The 20,691-nt window shown below is 57.5% G+C and carries 31 protein-coding genes and 1 pseudogene; 12 read left to right on the plus strand and 20 right to left on the minus strand.

The features are described from left to right. Positions 1–2 precede the first annotated feature (2 nt). The 9 genes from BBG20_RS17480 to BBG20_RS17515 form a co-directional block, all read right to left on the minus strand. Complete coding sequence (locus BBG20_RS17480) at positions 3–980, minus strand: major capsid protein (protein WP_003218352.1); 978 nt, start codon at positions 978–980, stop codon at positions 3–5. Between the two features lie 3 nt (positions 981–983). Further along, complete coding sequence (locus BBG20_RS17485; RefSeq protein ID WP_065905541.1) at positions 984–1,721, minus strand: hypothetical protein; 738 nt, start codon at positions 1,719–1,721, stop codon at positions 984–986. A 140-nt stretch (positions 1,722–1,861) separates the two neighbouring features. Continuing rightward, a complete protein-coding gene (locus tag BBG20_RS33335) occupies positions 1,862–1,987 on the minus strand; it encodes a hypothetical protein (RefSeq protein WP_264319398.1) in 126 nt (41 codons plus the stop codon). Between the two features lie 247 nt (positions 1,988–2,234). After that, on the minus strand, positions 2,235–2,552 hold the full coding sequence (locus tag BBG20_RS17490; protein ID WP_226939999.1) for a DnaT-like ssDNA-binding protein: 318 nt from the start codon (positions 2,550–2,552) through the stop codon (positions 2,235–2,237). A gap of 8 nt (positions 2,553–2,560) precedes the next feature. Then, positions 2,561–3,673 (minus strand): minor capsid protein, encoded by a 1,113-nt coding sequence (locus BBG20_RS17495; RefSeq protein ID WP_404940342.1) that lies wholly within the window; start codon positions 3,671–3,673, stop codon positions 2,561–2,563. After that, positions 3,591–5,051, minus strand: a complete 1,461-nt coding sequence (locus BBG20_RS17500) for a DUF4055 domain-containing protein (protein WP_065905505.1) — start codon at positions 5,049–5,051, stop codon at positions 3,591–3,593. Before BBG20_RS17500 ends, BBG20_RS17495 begins: the two co-directional genes overlap by 83 nt. Further along, positions 5,051–6,355 carry a terminase large subunit domain-containing protein gene (locus BBG20_RS17505; RefSeq protein WP_065905506.1) on the minus strand — a complete coding sequence of 435 codons (1,305 nt, stop codon included), beginning with the start codon at positions 6,353–6,355 and terminating at the stop codon, positions 5,051–5,053. The genes BBG20_RS17500 and BBG20_RS17505 overlap by 1 nt, the downstream gene beginning before the upstream one ends. Beyond that, the gene (locus BBG20_RS17510; RefSeq protein ID WP_017479621.1) at positions 6,342–6,803 is read right to left on the minus strand and encodes a DUF2280 domain-containing protein; all 462 of its coding nucleotides are present in this window, start codon (positions 6,801–6,803) and stop codon (positions 6,342–6,344) included. The genes BBG20_RS17505 and BBG20_RS17510 overlap by 14 nt, the downstream gene beginning before the upstream one ends. Before the next feature lie 31 nt (positions 6,804–6,834). Continuing rightward, positions 6,835–7,458 (minus strand): putative metallopeptidase, encoded by a 624-nt coding sequence (locus BBG20_RS17515; RefSeq protein ID WP_065905507.1) that lies wholly within the window; start codon positions 7,456–7,458, stop codon positions 6,835–6,837. Positions 7,459–7,531: 73 nt separating this feature from the next. Between BBG20_RS17515 and BBG20_RS17520 the strand changes: the two genes are divergently transcribed. Then, positions 7,532–7,738, plus strand: coding sequence for a hypothetical protein (locus tag BBG20_RS17520; protein WP_065905508.1), 207 nt, complete (start codon positions 7,532–7,534; stop codon positions 7,736–7,738). Positions 7,739–7,805: 67 nt separating this feature from the next. Next, positions 7,806–8,192 carry a hypothetical protein gene (locus tag BBG20_RS17525; protein WP_065905509.1) on the plus strand — a complete coding sequence of 129 codons (387 nt, stop codon included), beginning with the start codon at positions 7,806–7,808 and terminating at the stop codon, positions 8,190–8,192. Positions 8,193–8,239: 47 nt separating this feature from the next. On the opposite strand, the gene BBG20_RS17530 is transcribed toward BBG20_RS17525, so the two are convergent. Together BBG20_RS17530 and BBG20_RS17535 are read right to left on the minus strand one after the other, a co-directional pair. Then, entirely contained in the window at positions 8,240–8,557 is a 318-nt protein-coding gene (locus BBG20_RS17530; protein WP_065905510.1) for a hypothetical protein, read from the minus strand. Continuing rightward, a complete protein-coding gene (locus BBG20_RS17535) occupies positions 8,557–8,928 on the minus strand; it encodes a chemotaxis protein (RefSeq protein WP_065905511.1) in 372 nt (123 codons plus the stop codon). Before BBG20_RS17535 ends, BBG20_RS17530 begins: the two co-directional genes overlap by 1 nt. A 160-nt stretch (positions 8,929–9,088) precedes the next feature. On the opposite strand from BBG20_RS17535, the gene BBG20_RS17540 reads away from it, so the two are divergent. Continuing rightward, the gene (locus BBG20_RS17540; RefSeq protein ID WP_141697299.1) at positions 9,089–9,622 is read left to right on the plus strand and encodes a hypothetical protein; all 534 of its coding nucleotides are present in this window, start codon (positions 9,089–9,091) and stop codon (positions 9,620–9,622) included. A gap of 116 nt (positions 9,623–9,738) precedes the next feature. On the opposite strand, the gene BBG20_RS17545 is transcribed toward BBG20_RS17540, so the two are convergent. The 8 genes from BBG20_RS17545 to BBG20_RS31920 form a co-directional block, all read right to left on the minus strand. Next, the gene (locus tag BBG20_RS17545) at positions 9,739–10,416 is read right to left on the minus strand and encodes a hypothetical protein (protein ID WP_065905513.1); all 678 of its coding nucleotides are present in this window, start codon (positions 10,414–10,416) and stop codon (positions 9,739–9,741) included. Next, a complete protein-coding gene (locus BBG20_RS17550; RefSeq protein WP_065905514.1) occupies positions 10,413–11,012 on the minus strand; it encodes a recombination protein NinG in 600 nt (199 codons plus the stop codon). Before BBG20_RS17550 ends, BBG20_RS17545 begins: the two co-directional genes overlap by 4 nt. Continuing rightward, positions 11,009–11,479: a hypothetical protein gene (locus BBG20_RS17555; RefSeq protein ID WP_065905515.1), complete on the minus strand. Its 471-nt coding sequence runs from the start codon at positions 11,477–11,479 to the stop codon at positions 11,009–11,011. Before BBG20_RS17555 ends, BBG20_RS17550 begins: the two co-directional genes overlap by 4 nt. Next, a complete protein-coding gene (locus BBG20_RS17560) occupies positions 11,476–12,273 on the minus strand; it encodes a hypothetical protein (protein WP_065905516.1) in 798 nt (265 codons plus the stop codon). Before BBG20_RS17560 ends, BBG20_RS17555 begins: the two co-directional genes overlap by 4 nt. After that, positions 12,260–13,237 (minus strand): SIR2 family protein, encoded by a 978-nt coding sequence (locus BBG20_RS17565; protein WP_065905517.1) that lies wholly within the window; start codon positions 13,235–13,237, stop codon positions 12,260–12,262. The genes BBG20_RS17560 and BBG20_RS17565 overlap by 14 nt, the downstream gene beginning before the upstream one ends. 1 nt (position 13,238) lies before the next feature. Then, on the minus strand, positions 13,239–14,099 hold the full coding sequence (locus tag BBG20_RS17570) for a BRO-N domain-containing protein (RefSeq protein WP_065905518.1): 861 nt from the start codon (positions 14,097–14,099) through the stop codon (positions 13,239–13,241). A 69-nt stretch (positions 14,100–14,168) separates the two neighbouring features. Then, positions 14,169–14,594, minus strand: a complete 426-nt coding sequence (locus tag BBG20_RS17575; protein ID WP_065905519.1) for a phage regulatory CII family protein — start codon at positions 14,592–14,594, stop codon at positions 14,169–14,171. Positions 14,595–14,674: 80 nt separating this feature from the next. Next, positions 14,675–14,881 (minus strand): Cro/CI family transcriptional regulator, encoded by a 207-nt coding sequence (locus BBG20_RS31920; RefSeq protein ID WP_083221418.1) that lies wholly within the window; start codon positions 14,879–14,881, stop codon positions 14,675–14,677. Between the two features lie 106 nt (positions 14,882–14,987). On the opposite strand from BBG20_RS31920, the gene BBG20_RS17580 reads away from it, so the two are divergent. The 5 genes and pseudogenes from BBG20_RS17580 to BBG20_RS17600 all read left to right on the plus strand — a co-directional run bounded on the left by BBG20_RS17580 (position 14,988) and on the right by BBG20_RS17600 (position 18,174). Further along, positions 14,988–15,845 (plus strand): S24 family peptidase, encoded by an 858-nt coding sequence (locus BBG20_RS17580; RefSeq protein ID WP_065905520.1) that lies wholly within the window; start codon positions 14,988–14,990, stop codon positions 15,843–15,845. Positions 15,846–15,849: 4 nt separating this feature from the next. Beyond that, positions 15,850–16,115: pseudogene (locus BBG20_RS33220) on the plus strand (hypothetical protein). 509 nt (positions 16,116–16,624) lie between these two features. Further along, a complete protein-coding gene (locus BBG20_RS17590; RefSeq protein ID WP_226940000.1) occupies positions 16,625–17,353 on the plus strand; it encodes a hypothetical protein in 729 nt (242 codons plus the stop codon). After that, on the plus strand, positions 17,325–17,645 hold the full coding sequence (locus tag BBG20_RS17595) for an STAS-like domain-containing protein (protein WP_065905523.1): 321 nt from the start codon (positions 17,325–17,327) through the stop codon (positions 17,643–17,645). The genes BBG20_RS17590 and BBG20_RS17595 overlap by 29 nt, the downstream gene beginning before the upstream one ends. Further along, positions 17,638–18,174 carry a V-type ATP synthase subunit E family protein gene (locus BBG20_RS17600; protein ID WP_065905524.1) on the plus strand — a complete coding sequence of 179 codons (537 nt, stop codon included), beginning with the start codon at positions 17,638–17,640 and terminating at the stop codon, positions 18,172–18,174. Before BBG20_RS17595 ends, BBG20_RS17600 begins: the two co-directional genes overlap by 8 nt. Before the next feature lie 90 nt (positions 18,175–18,264). On the opposite strand, the gene BBG20_RS17605 is transcribed toward BBG20_RS17600, so the two are convergent. Beyond that, positions 18,265–18,582: a DUF1654 domain-containing protein gene (locus BBG20_RS17605; RefSeq protein WP_065905525.1), complete on the minus strand. Its 318-nt coding sequence runs from the start codon at positions 18,580–18,582 to the stop codon at positions 18,265–18,267. A gap of 452 nt (positions 18,583–19,034) precedes the next feature. On the opposite strand from BBG20_RS17605, the gene BBG20_RS17610 reads away from it, so the two are divergent. From BBG20_RS17610 to BBG20_RS17625, 4 genes are all read left to right on the plus strand, one after another. Next, complete coding sequence (locus BBG20_RS17610) at positions 19,035–19,274, plus strand: hypothetical protein (RefSeq protein WP_065905526.1); 240 nt, start codon at positions 19,035–19,037, stop codon at positions 19,272–19,274. A gap of 63 nt (positions 19,275–19,337) precedes the next feature. After that, positions 19,338–19,640: a hypothetical protein gene (locus BBG20_RS17615; protein ID WP_065905527.1), complete on the plus strand. Its 303-nt coding sequence runs from the start codon at positions 19,338–19,340 to the stop codon at positions 19,638–19,640. Between the two features lie 541 nt (positions 19,641–20,181). Next, entirely contained in the window at positions 20,182–20,430 is a 249-nt protein-coding gene (locus tag BBG20_RS17620; RefSeq protein ID WP_065905542.1) for a hypothetical protein, read from the plus strand. Further along, positions 20,427–20,645 carry a hypothetical protein gene (locus BBG20_RS17625; RefSeq protein WP_065905528.1) on the plus strand — a complete coding sequence of 73 codons (219 nt, stop codon included), beginning with the start codon at positions 20,427–20,429 and terminating at the stop codon, positions 20,643–20,645. The genes BBG20_RS17620 and BBG20_RS17625 overlap by 4 nt, the downstream gene beginning before the upstream one ends. Positions 20,646–20,691 lie beyond the last annotated feature (46 nt).

Here is a 20,691-nt window from a genome sequence, read left to right on the forward strand (position 1 = left end):
GATTACGGCGTGGTGGTACCGCTGATGACAGCAGCGAAGGGAACCTGCTTGCGGCTGAACACACGCTGCCAGTTCGCAGCCGCGGCGTACTGAGTCGCGGTTGGGCTGAGGTTCTGAGCCTCGGAGCCCTTCCAACTGAAGCCGGCGGGCTGGAGGATGTAGGTCTTCCGCTCCCACAGCACCTCGGCACCACCGCCGTTACCGCCGCCTGGCTTACGCTCCAGCTCTACCGGCACCTTGGGAGTTCCTTCGCCGTAGCCGAAAGCGCCCTGGCCGAAGAACACGGACAGGTACTTGCCCGCGCCATATACCAGCGCGTCGTCCATGAAGACTGGCTTGCCGAGGTAGGTGGCCAGGATGATCTTGCCGTCGGAGTCGCGCAGGTACTCGATGAGGTCCTGCTTGACCATCTGGTTCATCACCACGGAGTGCACGCCGATCGCACCGAACTGGTCAGCGGCATCGCCGGCGGTGAACGCAGCATCCTGGAAGGCGTTGGCACTGATGGTCGCGCCCGCGTCGATGACCATGTCACCGCCGTTGTTCGCGATGTTCGAGGCGATGATGCCGCGAGCCGCGCCCAGGGTGTAACGCTGCCACTGGCGGGTCCAGTAGGTGCCGAAGCGGTTGCGGATCTGCTGTTGAGGTTCGGTGTTCGCCAGCTCGGCGGTCAGGTCGGTGACGCCGTAGCCTTTGTTGAGGTACAGGACGCGGGCACGCATGCTGTCCTGAGTGACTTTGCCGACTTCACCCTGGTCGTTCGGGTCGTCGTTGCTGATGTTCGGGGCTTCATCAGCGTTCAGATCCTGCCAGTAGCTGATCTCGGCGGTACCCTGGCTGCCGGAGGCAATCGCGTCCAGCACAGGGGAGCGAGTCACGATGCCCGACTCATAAACAGCGGTCTTTTCCGGGCTGTTAACCGGCGCCAGCGAGGCGTAGTAGTCACCGACGAAGATGTCGGTCAGTTGGGTAGTTGCCATGGATTAGGTTCCTTTGGTGGCCTGGATTTTCTTGAAGAGCTCAGGGTTGTCACGGGCGATCGCAGCGCGTTCGGTTTCCGTGTACTCACCCCACTTTTTCGTGGCCTTGCCACCGTTGTCGCCGGTCTGCCCGGCACCCTGAGCCCTTGGCCACAGGTGTGTTGCTGTTTCACGCAGAGATTCCGCCCATTCGAGCGGGGACAGTGGGGTTTTCCCGTCCTTCCCGTAAACGACCTCGCCGTCACGGTCGGTGGCAATCGCTTCGCCGTCTTCACTGAGTTTGAAAGTGCCCCGGGCGCGCAGGATGATGTCCTCGGCAGCCTCAGGGAGCGCGCCGGCCTTGATGGCAGCAGCGCGGATGGAATCGGCCAACACCTTGTCGCTGTACTTGGCGGCGAATTGCTCGGCCTTGTCGGCGCGAGCCTTCTCGGCGGCCAGCTTGGTGTCGTAGTCGGTGCGCAGGCGCTCTGTGCGGCGGGTGATGACCTCGTCCAGCTTGCCCTCGGCAATCAGCTTGGTCTCTTCATCCTGGCCTACCTTGGTAAGCAGGCCCTTCACGGCTGCGATGTCCAGGCCTTCAAACTGGGATTTGAAACCGTCCAGTTCAGTTTTGGTGGTCCGGAGTGAGCCAAGCAGCTCGGTATTTTTGTTCTTGAGGCCCAGAGTGGCCGCTTCCACCGCTTCGGCGATCGCGGATTTAACTGCCGGGTCTTCAAGGTCAATCTGGTTTTCGTCTGCCACTTGGTGCACCCCTTGGGTTTGGTCAGCCCGCTTTGCAGGCATAAAAAAACCGCCCATTGGGCGGTTTGGTGTGAATTCTGGTATTAAAAAAACCGCCACTAGGGCGGTTTCTTTGACTCGGTTGAATCGATGAGGAAGCGTTAGAGGTCGTTCAAGCGTTCAATATTGTCTTCCCAGCCTTCCTGATCCATCGGATCAAGCTCTTCCGGCCCCTCTTCCTCTTCGATCTCGTCGTCAATTTCTGTGTTTTCGATTTCTACCGGCATGTCGATCGCCTCTGATTGAAATGGTACAGCGGCGCGGTTTTATATACATTTCGAAAAATTTCGGCAAGAAATTAGCGTTTCAACTTATGACAGACAAACCACGCATTACGAGGTAATCAGCGAGCTGCGTCCTGCTGGGTGCGTATGGCGGTGGCCGCATGCGCAGCCCAGGCGTATCGCGGTTGAGGCGCGTGCGCCGTCCACTCGGCTCAGTGCAGTGGGTCGGTTCTTCGATCTGGAGGCCCTGCTAGGCGGCGTACAGCTCGACCGCCAGCCGTACCTGCCCCCACTCAAGCTCAAAGGGCACGAACGTCTCGGATAGCGTCTGGTATTCGATCTTGCAGTCACGCCGGGGCCAGGCCATCGACTGATCGGGGTTGGCCTTACGACCTTTCCATTGGCGAGCGTTGATGTCGGCCGCAGCGCGCAGCAGCAGTTCGACCTGATCAGCCTCAGTTTCAGGTATCCGGAACCCGTAGTAGTCGCGGTAGAAGGTCAGCTTCTCCAGCTGCACGAAGCTATTCGCGTTGGGCCTTCCCTTCCCGTCCTCAACGATGATCTGCATGTGCTATCTCAACCTGGTTGAGCGCCAAGTGTAACGCCTGCTCGTGTGAACATGTCAGGTTCTGCTTCCTTCAACTGCGCCAGGGTCAGCGGCTTGAACGATTTGTCGAGCTGCAGCTTGGCGAACTTCTCCGGCGTCAACCCGCCGTCGCGGAACAACTTGCCTCGGACCGGCCCAAGGGCATGGTCTTGGAAGCTCGCCGGTTGCGTTGCCAGCCATTCGTAATAATTCAGGCCGGCGTCGACCTGGGCCCCACCGTTATCGCCCACCGAGGCGCGCGTGGCGTCCTTGGCGAACATCTCCGAAAGCCTGGTGGTGGGCACCGTAGTTGACCGGCAGTTGATATGCGCCGGCGGCAGCGGGCCTTTACCCAGGTCGAAGCGCATCCCATCCAGGCCCTTGCACTGCTGAGAGGTCTTGCGGTCGAGCGTCGACACCCAGCGGTAGCCCAGAACCACGTCACTGTTGGCCTTCAGCGTCTCCATTCGTGCCGTCGTGGCCACATGCTGGATTGCCGTCTGCACCACGGCAGCAGCATTGCGGTTGCTCACCGCCAGAATGCCATCCGTGAAGTTCTGCGCCGCGGTGCCGCGAATCGCCTGGATGATCTGGGCGTTGGTCTGGCCCTGGCCGAAGCCGAGCCGGATCGTGTTCGTCACACGCATTGTCTCGGTCCGCGTCCAGCCGCTGACGAAGCTCTTCAGCAGCTTTCCACCGTCGATACCTTTCACCTGCAGCGGATAGGAGAACACCGCCGCGCGGATCACCGTGTTGGCCGGCACCACCGCGTCGATGGAGAGCGCATTGCTGAGGCTTTTGGACTCAAAACTCGATTCGTAAAGCGCGATGTCGACCAGATCAGCCTGCACCAGGTCACCGTAGGCCTTGTAGATCTCCAGCAGCTTGCCGTCCACCCGGGCCAGGAACTGCTCAAGGCGATCCCGGCTGTAGGTGGTCAGCTCCTTGCGGGTGAGTTGCTCCCGCACCAGCTTGTCGATCTGGCGCAGGTACTTCTCAAATTTCTTGACCTCGCCAGCCTTAAGCCGCTCCAGCATTACCGAGTGGCGAGTCGTCTGCTCCAGCAGTTGGCTGTCCGCCCGCACCAGATTTGTCGTTGGCATCGTCGTTGTCCAGGTTGATGCCGGCCGACTCGCGTTCATCGCTGATCAGGTCGGCCTCTTCTTCGTATGGGCGGTCCGGCAGCTTGCCGGTGGTGAGGTACTGCCAGTAGGTGTCGGCGCTGAGCGTGCCGGCCATCACGCCCTTGAGAAGCTCGGCGAGCACCTGGGCGTCGACCACCGGGGTCACGAACTCAGGGTTCACCTTGAACTTGACCTGCTTGGGGTCGTAGCCCTTCCACTCTGCCGCGTATCGCAGGCCCTGCTCCACCGCCTCGGCCACAGTGATAACGATGCTGTGCAGTGTCGCGTGCTGGTCGTTCTGGCGTGTTTTACGCGCCTCGCCCGACTCGGTGCCGGCCACGTCCATGACCTTGGCGCCTGCCTCAAGCGCGGCGTTCTTCTGGTCATCCATGGCTTTGCGCACGGCTTCGATGCCGGCGCCTTGGAATTCCAGGTAACCGCACTCGCCATTCGGACCAAGGTCCCATGCCGCCGATGGGCCGGTGACGCTCAGCTCCACCGCCTCATCCAAACCAGAGACCCACGGCTGCGGGTGGCTGGTCTGGTGCAGCGAGGTGAAGTAGTCAGCGCTCAACTGGTAGGACTTCAGCGCGGCCCGCGCCATGGTGAGCAGCGGCACCTCATCGACATCCGGGGAGTTGTCGGTGGAACCGCAGTAGATCACGGGCAGGTATGGCAGGCCTTTGATCAGGCGGTTGTCGGTACCGGTGGTGCCCAGCGGCCTCTCGTCCTCGATCAGCTCACCGCCTTCATTCCGCACGGCGGTGTAGCAGACCTCGTTTAGCATGAAGAACTCACGGAAAACCGTGATGCAGTCATGGCTGTAGCGATCGCCGCCCTTCTTGCGGAACTCGCGGAACACAGAAAGCACCAGGTCCTGCCGGCCGCCTTGATCAGCGGTGTCCCAGTTGATCGCGTTGCGCGTCGCGTAAGTCGAGAAATACGGCTCGCCGCTCTCGTCGATATTCACCACCAACGGTACCCGACCGTGGGAAATGGCCTGGCGCACCATGCGGAAGAACAACTGCTTCAGGCCGAAGCCGTCGGCTGTAGCGTTATCCTCCAGCCCTTTCAGGCCGGTGGGCAACTCGATCTCCGGGATCAACCGGGAGACCAGGCCCATCATCGAACGCAGCGAGTCGCGCACCCAGTGCTCGTACTGAGCCCGGTTCGTGTAATTCTCGTAGAGGTACTTGTTGCCGGCGCCGTCGATCTTTTCAGCCTCAACCATACCGCTCGGCTTGGGCAGGTTGCGCTCGTTGCGCTTCACGGCGCACTCACCCTCGAGCGCGTCGTCCATCATCTCCCACTCGGCGATGTGCGCGTCGTAGTCGGGGTTTGTCGATTGCACTGGCATCAGGCCAAGCCTCCAATTCGGCGTGTTCCGCCTGTGCGTTTGATAATTGGGTACTCGCGATGGATGAAGTAGCCGCCGGCGTCGTTCGCATGATCGATGCCGGCGGTTTTGTCTGGCTCACCGTTCGCGCCCCACACTTGCTGCTCCAGGCCATCGGCATAGGTAGGACAGGTAAAAGGGTTGATCAAGTAGCGGCGACCCCCCTGCGCATTGCAGAAGACGGCGTTCATCGCATTGATACGGTCCTTCACCGGCGGGTTTGCCGCGGGCGCGATGACCATGAACCCGGCCTGCTTGAGCATGGCCAGGTCGGTGATACTGGCGTTCACGGATTTCCGCGAGTCGCCCGAGGCATCAGGGTAGATCCTGATCTCGCACGTTTTCTTGAAATCGTTGCCGTCGTGCTGCCAGTACCTCTCTTTGATCCGGCGGATCATGTCGGGCGTGTCGTAGCCGTCGATCAGCTCATCCACGGCCCTGGGCAGTCCCTGGTCGCGCTTGACGTGTGTGATGGCGGCCATTTTGCCGACGTTGAAGTCCATGCCGATGAACAGCGGCTCGCCCGGCTGCACAGTGTCGAAGCACTGGTTCAGCTTGCGGTCGTAGGCCGTGTAAATCGTGCCGGACGTCAGGTTGACGAACTGGCCACGCAGATACGCTTGAATCAGTTGTGGCGGGTACGACTCCATCAGCGATGCGATGTAATCATCCGGCAGGTTCAGCTCGTTATCGAACGTGCTTGCCTGTACCAGGCCGTACATGTCGTTCAGCGCCGGCTTGTCACGCAGTTGCTTTACGAACTGCTGGTAGACGAACTTGAAGCCTTCCGGCGTCGTGGTTACGTCCACGCCGTTCTTCAGCCCGGGCAAGTTGTAACGCATCCGCGCAATGATCTTGCGCCAGGCCTGCTGAGCCTTCAGCAAGCTCATCACGTCCAGCTCATCGACCAGGGCCTGGCCGATCTTGAAGCCGACGATGGTCTGCGGCTTCTCCATCGACCGGCAAATCACAGTGCCGCGGTACTGCCGGCCGCTGTAGATGTGAACTTCGTGGTTCGCCTGGTTGATCTTGGTCTTCAGCCCCCAGTCGTAGGCCACCTCATCCATGGTTGGATAGAAGATGTCCCGGATCTGCGGGTAAGTCGGTGCGAAGTAGCCAGCGTTAACGCCGGGCCACTCCATGAAGTGCTTGCTCAGTGCCGAGCATCCCACCCAGGTCTTGCCTGAGCCGAACCCGGCAACGAACGCACGGAATTTATGGGGCAGCGTGAGGAACTGAGCCTGCGGAACATTAAGGCTCGGCATTCGGCTTCCTCGCATCCACCACGTCGACCTGGATGCGGGTCGGGATCACCGGTTCATCGCCAACCTCTTCCTTCCGGGCCCGGTTGACGTAGATGTCGCCGGTTTCCTTCGCGGCCTGTTCGAGGATCTGCATGGCCAGGCCGATGTTCTTCATCGTCTCGGCCTTCTCCACGAAACGGTTCATGGCTCGCAGGCGGAAGGCACGGTTGGCAATCGGGATATCGACAGTCTCTTCCCTGAAGCGCTTACGGCACTCTTCAAAAAAGGTCTTCCACTTCTGCCCGAGGTCTCGACCGGAATACTTGGTTGGGTCGTATCGCTCACACAGTTGGCGGGACACCTCGATGCCGTATTGCTCCTTGACGGCCTGACAAACCTGACTGGGGGTGTCGAAGCAGGCCAGGGCTTGGACAATAAAGGCCTTCACCTCATCTTTCAGGGCTGCCATAGATTCGTTTTCCGTCAAGGGCTGTCAAGGATTAAGCCAGCTTGAGCAGACAGGTTCCGCAGGCCCTCGCAATGTTCAATTTCCCCACCTCAGCAGGACTGTTTGCAGCATCCACCAACGCTTGAACGTCAGGGCTTGCACCATAGCGGCGGACGACACCGACGAACTCCTCGACATCGTGACCCTGAAGCTTGATCTTCGGTGCCCCGTCTTGGGTGAATGCAGGTTGACCGTACTTGTCGGTCGCGTGAGCCAGGTGATACAGCTCGTGCTCGATCAGGGCGCAGAACTCAAGGTCGCTGCACTGCGCGCAGTAATCAGCAGCCAACGTGATGATGAAGGCCGGCACATCACCGAACCAATCACGCATCTGTTGTTCCATCCGCGCCTTCTGCCAGCCGCCAGCACGGAACGCTACCTGTTCGGCCTGGCCCAAGACTGTGCGGCCCTGCTTGGTGAAGCTCGACGACGCCCACATGATCCTGAAGTTTGCATCCAGTAGGTGGGCATGGTCTTCGTTGTGAATGGTGCCGCTCTCGGCGAGGATCTCGGCCTGGAGCCACTCCCACACTTCGGGAGCTGGGGTCAGGCGTATGCCGAAGTCGGATAGGTCAGACAGCTCAAGCAGTGACGATGGAGGGTATGGCCTATCCATGGATCACCTTGAGCTTGAAATAGTGGCGCGTTGCCGGTATTGGTGAGGATCAACTCAACGGAAGGAATGCAATATGTCTGATACTGGCCCTAACGGAATCCTGAATGTACCTGGGTACTTCAAATCTGACGCAAAGGGCAAGCGTCACTTTGCAGTTGCATCAGCCCTCGACTTAATCTCCAAAAAGATAACTGCTAGCTCAAGTACCGTCCTTGAATTTGAACTGGACAGGTTGTCGAGCTATGCAGATAAAATTCAGGCAGCAATTGAAAAGACGTAAATAGCTAGGCACCCGTGCCGCACTCACCTGCGGCACACCTGCCCGCGCGCGCACGATGGAGGAACAAATGGAACTGGACCACAACGAGGCTCTGGCCATTATTGCCGAGCTCCAGCGATGGCATGACGAAGCCCGGAGCCTGATCGATGATGCCGCCGATAAGTCAAAACTGTCGTCAAACAGCATCGACCATTTAAAAATCCGGCTGACCAAGCTGAAGGATGAGATCAAAGACGCGGCCAAGCACGAAACACTATCGCGCAGGAAAGTTCCAAAAACAGACTTGGAGCAGTTCTTCTTTGGTCCAGCCGTTAGGAGCACGTCCGCGAACTTTCGAATGAGGACCGATACAAGTCCACGTAGCGAAAAGTGGAACCAGGGACTTCATGAGGTAGAGCACGAGCTTTCGTACGCGCTTCACAATATTCAAGGATCTCTCAAGACAAACTCTTAGCTTAAGAACTACGCCACGATTTGGCGCATTAGAAAACGTGGCGCGGATTACTGCGATACCCGGTTGAGGGCTTCGTCCGCTTTGTCGGCAGCCTGGGCCGCAGTAGTTGCAGCCTTCGTGGCCTTGTCGGCGGCGGTACCGGTCTGCCGTGTAAGCTCTTCCAGGCGCTTGTCTCGCTCACCCATTGCGGTGTCGTAGGCCTTGCGAATGTCAGTGACCTGATTGCTCTGGTACTCGGCGAGCGACCAGTAGGCGGCCTGGTAACCCAGAACAGATCCACCACCAACCAGCACGACGGCAATCGCCCAGACTTCGGCCCGGCGCCACCAGCGGCGGGCGATAAATTCCAATGCGCATCTGTCCATCAGGCGACTCCTCCCAGCTTGGTGCGCAGGCGAGTGATCTCGTCGCTCTGTTGCGTCACGCGGTCAGTGAGTTGAGCGACCTGGCTGGTCAGCGCTTCGATCTTGCCTTCCATGCGCCCAACGGCGGCGGCCAGGTCATTCCGCTCTTTCGCAAATTGATCGGCGCGGGCCTCGGCCTCTTTGCGGGCGGCGCGCTCTTGGTTCAGCAGTTCGTTCAGCCGCTTCAGCGTGCCGATATCGGCGCTATCCATTGCCCGGTCGGTTGCGTCCTTGGAGAGAAACCTGCGCAGCCAAAGAAGCCCACCCAGTACTACGGTGGCGCTACCGCCCAGCCAGGTAGCTGTGCCTGGGCCGAGGTCGGTCGGATCCATAGTTACTCCGGAAAAAGGCACGCCATAACATGCGGTTCGATTTGATTGGTTAACTGAAAAACCAAGTGCCACACGATTGAGGCATAATCAAAATTCAACAACCTAACAAATGGATTCGCTAGTGAAGTCGACATACAAACGAGTGATTACGTACCCCTGCATGGGCGCCATCTACCATCAAGGGCTGGCATTCGGCGAGGCCGGAAGACATTTAATCGAGTCTGGCCAAAGTAACTTATTTGTGCCAGGCATGATTAATATTTGCCTAGCGACAGAAATATTTCTCAAATCAATCAACGCAACAATGACCTACATTCTCGACGAAGAAGAGCAACCAGGCGGGGTAGCGGTATCGATTGGCCGTGACGACACTCTAAAAATCGCACCAGGGGGACAAGGTCACCACCTGAGCAAAATTTTTGAAAATTTGCCAGAAGACGCGCGTGAGTCAATTGGTCAATTTGCGAGAGGTGAAGGATATTTCGGTGATATTGGAGAGGGTTTACGTCAGTACGACAGAGTTTTTGTGGAGTGGCGTTACATCTACGAAAAAAACGACCCAGGTGTACTGGGAACTCATCCACTACTCCAAATCTGCAATGCAATTAACGCTTACTGCCTGAGCAAGGTTGACCAAAATCTAAACGCGGTAGACCAAGAATACGATGACTCGGCAGATCACACGAAAGGATAAAAACTACACACACAAAACCCGGCTCGGTGGCCGGGTTTTAGAGTAATTAGTGTGCGTTTCGCGTTACTTGTGCACTGTGGGGAAAGTACGCGCAAAACCCCGTCATGTCAATATTATTATGCCGCCTCTTGATCTTTTTCCGAGTGAATCACCTGCCATAGTGGCTGCTGTGCCTGAATATCCACTTCCCTGATAACTTCTTTCAGGGATTTCCACAGGTCGAGCCAGTCACGCGTCCAGTTCTTCGGGTCGATGGTCACGCCGAAGAATGTCAGCATCTCAGCGGCTACCCGCGCCGGCCCCCACTCTGCCGATCCGGCGACCTCCCCCTTGTACGATTGCAGGGCCAGGGTAACCAGGTACTGCGCCTTCACTCGCTTGGCCGAAGTCAGGTCAGGCAGCGCCGCTTTGGCGGTGATCAGCAGTACCGCATTCAGCAGGTGCCGCATGTTCATTGCCGGGTGGTAGAGATAGTGTCCAAACTGTTGCACCTGGAACGGCAGTGTGTCGATGGCGCGCAACACCTTACCGATGGTGGCAAGGTGAGCGGCACGGGCGGTTGACCGGCCAGCAGGTGTGCGCCGGGTTTCGCTGATGCTGATCTTCTGGCGCACAACCTGAATGCGCTCCTCCTTGTCTTCCCCCAGCGCAGCGAACACAGCCTCAGCGCGGCGCATGCGCTGCCCCTTCTTGATCGGCACCGATTGCGCTTTGTCGATGGCCACAGCGCTGATCGACGCGTTCGATTCGTGCTGAGCCTCAGTCCATACCTGCCTTGCGTTGATCAGTTTCATGCTGCGAGCCCCTTCTTCAGTTCTTTGGTCTTTGCCCGGTAGTCGGCCTTGATGGCCTTGATCTCTTCCACGGTGTACTTGCACGGCGCGTGCAGGCCCTCCAGCCATGCCACCTTCTCGGCGCCGATGCGTAGCACCAAGCGGATGCGGTACTCCACGGCGTTGCCGGATAAGTTGCGATTGCACTTCACACACTGTCGGTGGATGTTCAGCGGCTCAAAGCGCAGCTCTGGGCAGGCACCAACAGAGCGGTAATGCCCTGCGTCCCACCGGCTTCCGGTGATGAGGTCGTTGTCGTTAGGCGTCGAGTCGCAGCTGATGCAGGGCAGGTGCGCGTCACGCAGGCGCACGTACTCATTAACCGCCGCCTGGGCTTCGCGCAGGTGGTCCGCCCTGCTCTTCAGCTTCTCCTTGCGGACTTTGATCTCGCGCCGCTCAACTTGAGCCAGAGACTTACGCGCCTTCGCCTGATTTACGTTCTTGATTGCCAAGCCACACTTCGGGCTGCATACGGCCTGTCCGAGGCGCTGCGGCGGAAAGCTGATGCCGCACGCTGGGTTCTTGCATTTCTTCGGTTTGGGTTGCTTGGCGATCATGCAGCCTCCTTGCTGAGTAGATCAGTGAAAACCACACCTTGGCCTGTGAAATAGGCGGCGATGCGGTCGGTGTAATTGATGCCCTGGGCGCGATTGAACAGGCTGGTCACCGGGAAACCGTCGGGGCCGAACAGATGACACTCCCCCATCATGGCCAGCTTCGTTTCGTACGGCAGATGGCGCATGACCCGGTACCACTCGGCCTGAAAGCCGGCATCCTCGTTCAGCAGGATCTGCACGCCAAAGTGCAGCTTGCAATAGCGCCGGGCGTCAGCCGCGTCACCGATCTGGGTCATTTCGGCGATGCGCTTGTACATCCCGAACCACAACCGGTTCTGGTCAAGCGTGCGGTCCTTGCCCGCGCGCAGGGAGACCACCACGAACTTCTTGTCTCGGTACATGGCGCTCAACTTGGTGATAGCCTCAGAGAGCTTGGCCTGGCAGTTGACGCTGATCTTGTCGGTCACGGCGCCGCCCTCTTCGCTTCCAGTTCCTGAGCTTGCTTGATGAGCAGCGCCCTGCGATCCGCCAACTCATTTGCCGCGTCAATCCGCATTTCGGTTTTCCGTTCGGCACTGGCCTTGCGCATATCCAGCATCGAGTTTTTCACCAGTTCCAATTTCTGCCGAAGCTGGGGCTCTGGCCGTGTGACGGTGCCAGTGAGCAAGCCGGCGATGGCGCGACCGTCCTCAGTGATTGGCTCGACGCTCAGGTCCGTCAGGTACTTCTGGGCGTGTTCGCGCGGGATTCTCTTCAGCTCCATCGCCTTGGTCACAGCCTGGATGCGGCGATTGGCGTCGAAGCCCACCGACACGTGCCAGTTGACCAACTTCGCATCCTCGCGGGCCTGGCCCACGAACCGCTGGTAGGCATCGATGAACGCCATGCGCGCACCGATCTTGTCGCCGCCATCCAAGATGGGCTTCGCAGCGGCCAGGGCCAGCTGGATCTCGTCGGTCAGCACCACGGTTTCAAATTCGTCGTTGGTGGTCATAGCGATAGCCCAGGCCTCATCCTTGCCGGGACGGCCGTCGGAGGACTGGACGCGCTGCAGGATGTCAGCCATTGCCAACTTGCCCTTCACCTCGAAGCGGCAGGCCTTCAATGCGGCTTTGACGACGGGCACCGGATACGCGCAGAGGTCTTCAGCCATCATCGCGGCAGTGCCCGGGTTCATTTCCTGGCCCATGGCCTCGGCTGTGGCGCAGATGGCGGCGGCCAATCCGGCAACCTGCTGGTCATTCATTTCAAAGGTATTCATTGCGGTCACCTGCTTGGCGTTTGGCCAAAACCATCTGGGCGGCCTGCTCCGCTGCGGAGTGGTTCGCTTCTGTCCGTTCCATCTGGCGGGCGGTCGTGCCGTTGATGCGCTGCCCGGTCACCCACTGGGTGTGATAGCTCTCGGCGTTGGCCAGCAGCTCGTTGAGGCTGTGGCACTTGCGCAGCACAGCGGCATCGCTGGTTTTCAGGAAGTGGGCAGCGACGTGGTGGGCAACGTCGGCGCCGAGGCGGTCAACCAACTGACCGAGCTGGCCGCCGACCTTTGCGTTCCACACCGGCCAGGCGCTGTAGCGTTTGCGGTAAGCCATGGCGTAGTTCGCCCAGACCTTGAAGGTTTTGCAGGTCTGGTCTTTGGGGCCCGGCATGTCGGCGGGGATCTCGACCCGTGGGGTATCGGTACGATCAACCACCAGCACCAAGCCGCGGGACTGAGCCGGCTTGCCGGTGGGGTCCTGCAAGTTCTGACTGGTGTCCTGATTGGTACCCTGATGATTGGTATCCTGATTTGTCGGAGATTTATCCGACCCTTGCCCGGATTTTTTTCCGACCTTGCTCGGAGATTTATCCGAGGTAGATCGGATTTTTTTCCGACCCTTATTGTTTGGTGGGGTCGGATATTTTTCCGACCCGTCGAGCTTCTGGTTCCACTCGACGGCCTTCTCTGTGAGGCGGAAAAGCGTGATGTTCGAGGTGCTGGAAAGCTCAATCAAACCGGCCTCTTCCAGGGCCTTCAGCATGCGGTAAGCGGTGTCCGGCTTATCGGTGAGCAGCGGCAGCTCCTCGATGATCTTGGCCTTGCTCAGCGCGAAGAAGATCCCGTCATCGGTCTTGATTGGCTTGGTCCAGCTCGGGCAGCCGTAGACGAAGGCGAACAGCAGGGCCTGCTGAGAATTCAGCCCCCACTCCAGCGCCTTCACCTGGTTAATCGTGACGGTGTATTGCATGTCAGGCCTTCCCGACCTTTGCGGCCAATTTAAGGAAGCGATCCACGTACCAGTGAGGCTGCGTCTCGCGGGGGCATTGAGGGCTGGTGAGGTTCTTGCCGTAGGCCATGCCCTTCTCGGTCACGGACCAAAAGTCGACCATCTCCTGCTTGGAGTTTTTGCGCTGGAGGACCTTGAGGAAGCCGTGGGCTTCAAGTGCAAGGTTGAAGGCGCGCGCGGTGCTGGCGATGGCGTGATCTTTGATTAGGGCGGTAATTGCCTTGGTGGGCATCGAAGAGCCGCCAGCGGCATCTGGCGCGGCGTCGACGGCGTAGCCTGGGAGGAACTTGGCGTCCAGGCCGTTGTTGGTGGCGATCTGGGCGAGCATCATCATTTTGCTGGAGGGCGCCGGCTTCAGCAGGCGATCGAAGCATTCCAGAATGGCGAGTTCGCCAATGACCTTGGAATTGTTCGTCTCCTGGGCAGTGTAAGAGCCGGTCTTTCGAATGGTCGGCAGCACCTGGCCCACCACCCATTCTTCGAACTGTTCAGCGGCCGGAAGCTTGGACTTCATCACCAGGCGGTAGAGATCGCGTTCAGGGATAATTTGCACTGCGCGGACCTGACCTCCCATTTCGGTATGGCAGGTGCTGACCGCTTTGCAGTGAACATTGATCGCCTTCGAGGTGTTGGCGTAACCCAGGGCTTCGGCGATGTCTTTGGCGATAAACCAAGGCTCCCCGTGGCCGTCGTCAATTACGCGGACGGGGAAGCCATGGAAGTCGAAAGGTGTCACTGGTTTAATCCGCGCCACGTTTTCAGATTGCGAAAAACGTGGCGCGGAAATGTTGGGGCTATTGATCGATTCTGTGTGTTGGTGCATGATTCGCTCCAGTTGTTTACCGCTGTAGAAAAAGCCACCCTCGTCCGGTGGCTTTTTTGTGTCTTTAATTCAGGCTGCCTTCACGGACTGCTTGAACACTTCCAGGCTGACGATCACTTCCTCAGCCTCCTTGAGCAGTTCGGATTTCTCGCGAGAGCAAACGCGACCATCGGCCTGGGCGTCGAACGCAAGGCGGGTCACATCGGCCAGGTCGGCGTGCAGGCGAAGCAGTGCTGTGTTGAGGTTGATGCCCTCGGGCTTTTCCTTCGGCACCAAGTCGAAGCCAAAAGCCTCAGCCCATGCCTTCAGTGGGCGGAAGTCCTGGGTGAACTTCATAATCCGGTGCAGCTCCTGGACGTTCAGCTTGTGGCTGTCGTAGTCCGGGTTCGCTTTCTGGGAAAGCAGTGTCTTCGAAGAGAAACTGGCACCCTCTGCAATCCGCCCTGCCCCGTGGTCGTCCACGACGTCATAGATCGCCTTCATCAATTCCTGCATGTAACACCTCGAAATTCTTTACGTGGCGCCCTGCAGGTGCAGAGGCGATCATTTGTTCAATGGAACGGCGGATAGGGATGTCAGGCAGCTCTCTTTTGTACAGATAGCTGGCACGGAAACGGTCGAACCTCTTCCGCAGTCAGCCTTCCGTCTTCGTGTTCAATTACAAGGATCTCCCTGGAAGCCTTCAGGGCTTTGGAAATGGCTGGTGCGCTAACGCCAAGGCCCTTGGCGACAGCGGACTGACCAATTCGCTCAACCAGTTCTGGCAGTGGCGTCTTCTTCATGTCGTTGCCTCAGCAATATTTGTCAGCCCAATATTAACCGGCGGTTAGATTTGTAGCAATACCGCCGGTTGCCGCTTTTAAGTTAACCAACGGTTAAATTTCACGGATGAGCAAAAAGAAAGAGTTATCACCCGAACTGAAAGCCGAGTGCGAAGCAGCCAAGGCTTTATTCGTATCGAAGAAAAATGCGCTTGGGCTTACCCAGGCGAGCCTTGCCGAGGCCGCGGATATTTCTGCGGCAGCTGTCGCGATGTATCTAAACGGAACCAATCCACTCAATCCAAAATTCGCGGCAGTGCTATCCCGCCTGTTGGATGTGCCTGTTGAGAAATTCAGCAAACGACTTGCGAAAGAGATCAGCGGGCTGACAAGCGGAGGGGAGGGATCGGCCGACGCGGGACTTTCTGCTGCTGAATTAGTGCGACAGATGTTGACGAAGCAGGGAAAGGGACTTTCTGAGGAGTCTCGTCGACGCCTGCTTGCTGCCGCTGAATCGGATGACTCGACGGAGATCAAGTATTACCAGCCTGGGCAAGTAGGTGACGAGGTGTGGATTGCTCACTACGACGTTCGCGCGGCCATGGGCGGCGGGCAGATCCCGCACGAATACCCAGAAATGCTCCAGGACATAAGGGTCAGCCCAAAGCACTTGCGTGACCTGGGCGTCACCTTCAAAGAGCACTTCCATCTCAAGATGATCACCGGGTGGGGGCAATCGATGGCCCCGACGATCAAGGATCGAGACCCTCTTCTCGTGGACATCACAATCCGGGAGTTCACAGGCGACGGTATCTACCTCTTCTCTCATGACGACATGCTGTACGTGAAGCGCCTGCAGAAGAAAGGTAAGGACCGCTTCAAGATGATCTCGGACAACAAGCATCACGACATAGAAGAAATTCGTGTGGATGACACCCACATACTCGCTCGGGTGCTTTACGTGTGGAACGGACAGCCGGTGTGACATCATGTCTCTGACCAAGCCAAACCAAGACCTAAACGAGACCTTCAAGGTGTAACCTCTGACCTTAAGTAGTCAGCCGTAGAGCTGATGAGGATTGCAGAGCGGCTGAGACTGGCAGGCAATGAGGCAGACACCCAGGCCGTGCCGAGGATGTGCTCGGTGCTTCAAGCTGACGAGGATCGGATGGCCGGCTATGCGGATGAGGTGAAGGCGGTCAGGATAGTACGGAGGGAAGTTGATTGGATGATTGGCTTGCCCAGTGCCAACTGAGCGCGCCATTATTTGGCACACCATTGTACCCAGGCGCTTAACAATTTAATAAACGCAAGGTGGAACCAAGGATGGGCAGATCGCTGACGCATTGAAAATCATCGAGATGCAGAGATTGTTCCATTACCAAGGAGTGAAACTTGAAGCTCAACCCGGATGACTATTTTTCACGACAAAGACGTATTGCCAGGAATAGGCTCGCGTCAAGGTGTCGAGGCAAACCTCCCTCCTCGCGAACTAAAACGAAGGGACGAGGTACAAGGCCAGAGCCTCTGATCGCCCCTAAAGTGATTGGTCTGTATAACAAAAATATCCAGGCTGAACTTGTGGTTTTCCTCCGAAACCTTAGGAAAGCCTGCACAAGACGCAGCAGTGTAACAATTAGTTTTGCCCAAACGGAGAAGGTTAATTCCTGCGGAACGTTGCTGATGCTGGCGGAGATCGACAGGATAACCCGGTCACTGCGAGGTAGGTGCAGACTGAAATGCGGTTATCCTAAAGACGAAACTGTGGAAAAAGTTTTCCAGCAGATCGGTCTATTTGACATTTTGGAAAAGCGGCATCGGCTTCAGGTGACTGATGAAGACACTACGGTCGCGAAATGGCGATATGCTTCAGACGTGAGTGTAAATCAGGTAAGCGCTGATGCACTTATGAAGATAATCCAAGCCCAGTTACCTGCAGGCTACAAAAAACTTGTAACAGGAGTGGGCGAGGCCATGGATAATGCCGTGCATCACGCCTATCTTAGGCCTCGCGGAGACAGGTTAAGCGGCTCGGCATCCGCTGACGAGCGACGTTGGTGGGTTTTTGCTGAGGTCTTAGATGGATGGTTGCATGTGGCATTTTGTGACCTTGGCCTTGGCATTCCGGTCACATTGCCCGAGAAGTGGGCAGAACAGATTGAGGACATAGTGAAGCTCACTATGCTTTCCGAAGGTAAAAAAGACAGGAACATGATCAGGCGGTCTCTTGAGCTTGGCCGTACGCGTACAGAACAGGACCATCGTGGCAAAGGGATGAGGCGAAATATCCTCAAGGCCGCCCAGGACCTTGGTGGCCGCCTGTCGGTCTATAGCAACATGGGAGCTGTCGGTATTGATTTTTCCACCACTCCGCCCACATATAAAGACGGTGCGTACACTGAATCTATACTCGGGACAGTGATCCAATGGGCAATCCCGGTTAAAGAAATGCAGGATTTGGAAGATGAGCATGACAACCATAGCAATCGCTAGTGAGTTCAGTCAGTACCCAGCGGGGCGTTACCGCGTTGATGGCGCTTTTTCTGGCGAGGTGTTTAGGGATGACCTTCTGGAGCCTAGGTTGCTTAAATACGATGTAGTTGAGGTAGACCTGGACGGCTCCATGGGTTACGGGTCCTCTTTTCTTGAGGAGGCGTTTGGTGGCTTGGTGCGCTTGAAAAAATTCACCAAAGAAACGCTTCACAAGAAATTAAAGTTTCACTACAAAGAAGATCCTTACGTTATAGATGAGATTTGGCAATACATTGACGCAGCCCATGCCTGAGCCCGGAATGGATTTGGGAGATGTACCTGCCTGGTTCGCCTTAATTATCTCGATCTGGACGGCATACGCTCAGAAAAAGGCTAATTCTAGGGCAGAAGAGCTGCGGGTTGCTGCTGAGTCGAAAGCTGAAGGGTTGAGACTTGCAGCTGAGGCGAAGGCTAGCAGTGATCGCGAGAAAGACCAGCGAAGGCAAAGGGTCGAGCAAATTCACAGGGACATTGAGGAATTGACAGCTCTTGCTATCGATTACTGGATGAAACCAGGAAGCGAAACGGGGACGTCTGGCGTTGTAATAAATACAAAGATTAAGGACATATCGTCACGCTTCAGCAGATATAGCGCAGTTCTTTGGCCTCGTGCGAGCTCCGATTTTCTATCTTTCAAGCAGGCCGTCACGGGTGGGGAATTTCAGTCACATAGGCGTGAATCTTCCGCGCCAAGATCCGCAACAATCATTGCAATTTCAACAGCTTCAGGTTCATTGAAGCACAAGCTTGGCCAGGAGCTTGATAAGCTTGATATTCCTTAATAATAATGCAGATTGACCACTAAGCCGATCTCCTTGTGTATTCCCGATCTTACTGAAAAGCCCGCCTCTGAGCGGGCTTTTTCATGCCCTTCAGAAAGGTGCCGCACCTTCTTCCGGCTCGAATGCAACCTCTCCCCTCCCCACTACCTCGACTTCCTGCTGCTCCCATCTCACCGTCACGCTGCCGTCGTCATTGAGCGTCAACTCAAGCTCGTCAGTGTCAGCGATCACGCTCAGCACCTCTTCCCACTCCCGATCCCCATCTGTGTCCAGGCGATGAATCGTCACCCAGCGCTGCGCCTGCGCCACGGGGTGGTTGATCATCGATGAGACGCGTAGTGCAAGGCGCTCCATTCCGCTTATTTCTTCGCGTTCCACTGGTCGCGCTTGCTTTGTCACCTTAGCCATACCATTACCTCCCACCCAAGAACTGTATACATATCCAGTAATCGATAAGCATACATCTCTGTTACGCGAAATTAATTAACCGCCGGTATTGACTCGCAACATAACCGCTGGTTAATCTTCACTCCATCGAGTCACCAAACAGGGACTCGCCAGGGCCTCACAACCCGCCGCTCTTTGGTTTCACCCCTTGCCGGATCACCACCGGCCCAGTTTCAAGGCAGCGATGAACCGGCCTAAACGGTTCAGAGGGTTGGCAACTGACCCGGGCGTGCAGCGTAAAGCGCCAAGAACAGTTATCCAGCGGGAGAACAAGCCGAAAGGCCCGCGGCTGGAAGAACATTTGATTCAAGCCGGTGACCGACGCCAGTAGCGGGTCACGGCGGAAAGCATCACTGAGCAGCCTTCTTGCGAGGGCTGCTTGGGATGACAACCGAGCCCTGGAGGGCGATGCAATGTTCAATTTCACCAGCACTCAAGAAAACGGAAAGACCATCGCACGTATGGGTGAATACAGCGCTCACTTCACCAGCAGCGCTCGAAACACTCGGATCACAGCGGTCGTGATCGCCGATGAAGAAAGCGGAGAGTGCCGCGCTACTGGTTCGCTGTTCTACCACTACGACGCCATTGCCCAAGGCCATAGCCATTGCGACACGGGCGCCCGGCAGTACGACAACAACGTTTTGGTGTGACGGACCTTTTCACTGATGCCCATCCAGAGCGGTGGGCAGCGGGAAAACAACCGGAGCATGACCATGAACAAAGAACAGATTTACGACGCTCAGATCAGCCCGCTCATGCAGCAGGTCATTGCGATCAGCAAGGAGCACGGCATCGCGATGATGGCGAGTTTTTCCATTGGTCACGATGGCGAAGGCCCGAATGGCGAAGACTGCTCGAACCTGACCTGCAACACGTTGCTGCCTGATGGGGCCGGCGAGCCCTACCCAGTTTTTGCACAGGCGAATGCGTTGATTCGCCGCAATGGCCGCCCTGCTCCGCTGATGTTCACCACCGACCATGGCGACGGCACCAAGACCATGACAGCGGTCATCTGAACAACTAGCGCCACGACAGCCTGTCGTTAACTGCCCGAGGCCCTGGTACTCCCCAGCACCAGGCTGCATTGGAGATCGCTCGGCTGACTACCCCGAGATAGCAGGGTGGCCACCTTTACCCGAGCCAGAGCGACGAACAACGCGGCTAAGACGGTTTACTCGCCAGCCAGGTTCGAGCGATCTCCAATGCAGACTCAATAGGTGACCACTGCCTTCCCAGCGAGCGAACAACAGGAGATACGGCCATGAAGTAGATCATCGATTTACCCGCGCGGCGTGGCAAGCCTGAAGGCTGCGCCCAACACTCATACAGGCAGCGGACAGTAGGTCGTTGATGTCACCGCGCATCGGCCGGGTATCCGGTAGACCACCCCAGCGCACCAGGACAACTTGATGCTGCAAACCCAGGCCGTCGCCAGTAGCGGGCCTGGGCCCTCTTCCCCACCTCTATTACGTCAGCACTCCTCCCCCGCGCCCATCGGCAACCAGCGGGAGGCATGAGTGTTGACGAATACAGGTGAACCAACGAATGGAGTTGACCATGATCCAAAGTCAGCACGCTTACTGCGATGTAGCGCTCGCAATGAATCAGCGCCGCAATATGGCCTTGGCGCTTTGCCTCGGCCTGGTCGGCTCCAGCGCACCGAAGACGTCGCCGATGTTTCGGGTGATCCCGGCCGGCAATGAGTTCTTCCACGTCGTCGACTCCACTACCGGCAAGGTGAAAGGGTTTCGCCGCAACCACAACGAAGCTTGTACCCTGGCACGAAGCTTGGAGCGCCCCCGTTGAGCCTACAGCAGCGTGACCACGATACCGCCGTCGGATGGATCAATGCCGAGCTTTCGGAGCTCCGCAAAGAGGTCGGAAAGCCTAACGCTAGTGCTGCAGCACGCTCAGCGATAACCCTGGCGTTCCTTCTGCGCGTTATCAGCGATACCGAGCAGCGAGAGTTTCAGGCTCGTATCGACGAAATCTACAAGTCCTGCCGCGCAACTGCTGCCTAACACGCATTTCAACCATCGCCGTCGGTGCCTTCTGGCGCCGCGCCGG

It is taken from the genome of Pseudomonas aylmerensis (genome assembly GCF_001702265.1).
Lineage (GTDB): Bacteria > Pseudomonadota > Gammaproteobacteria > Pseudomonadales > Pseudomonadaceae > Aquipseudomonas > Aquipseudomonas aylmerensis.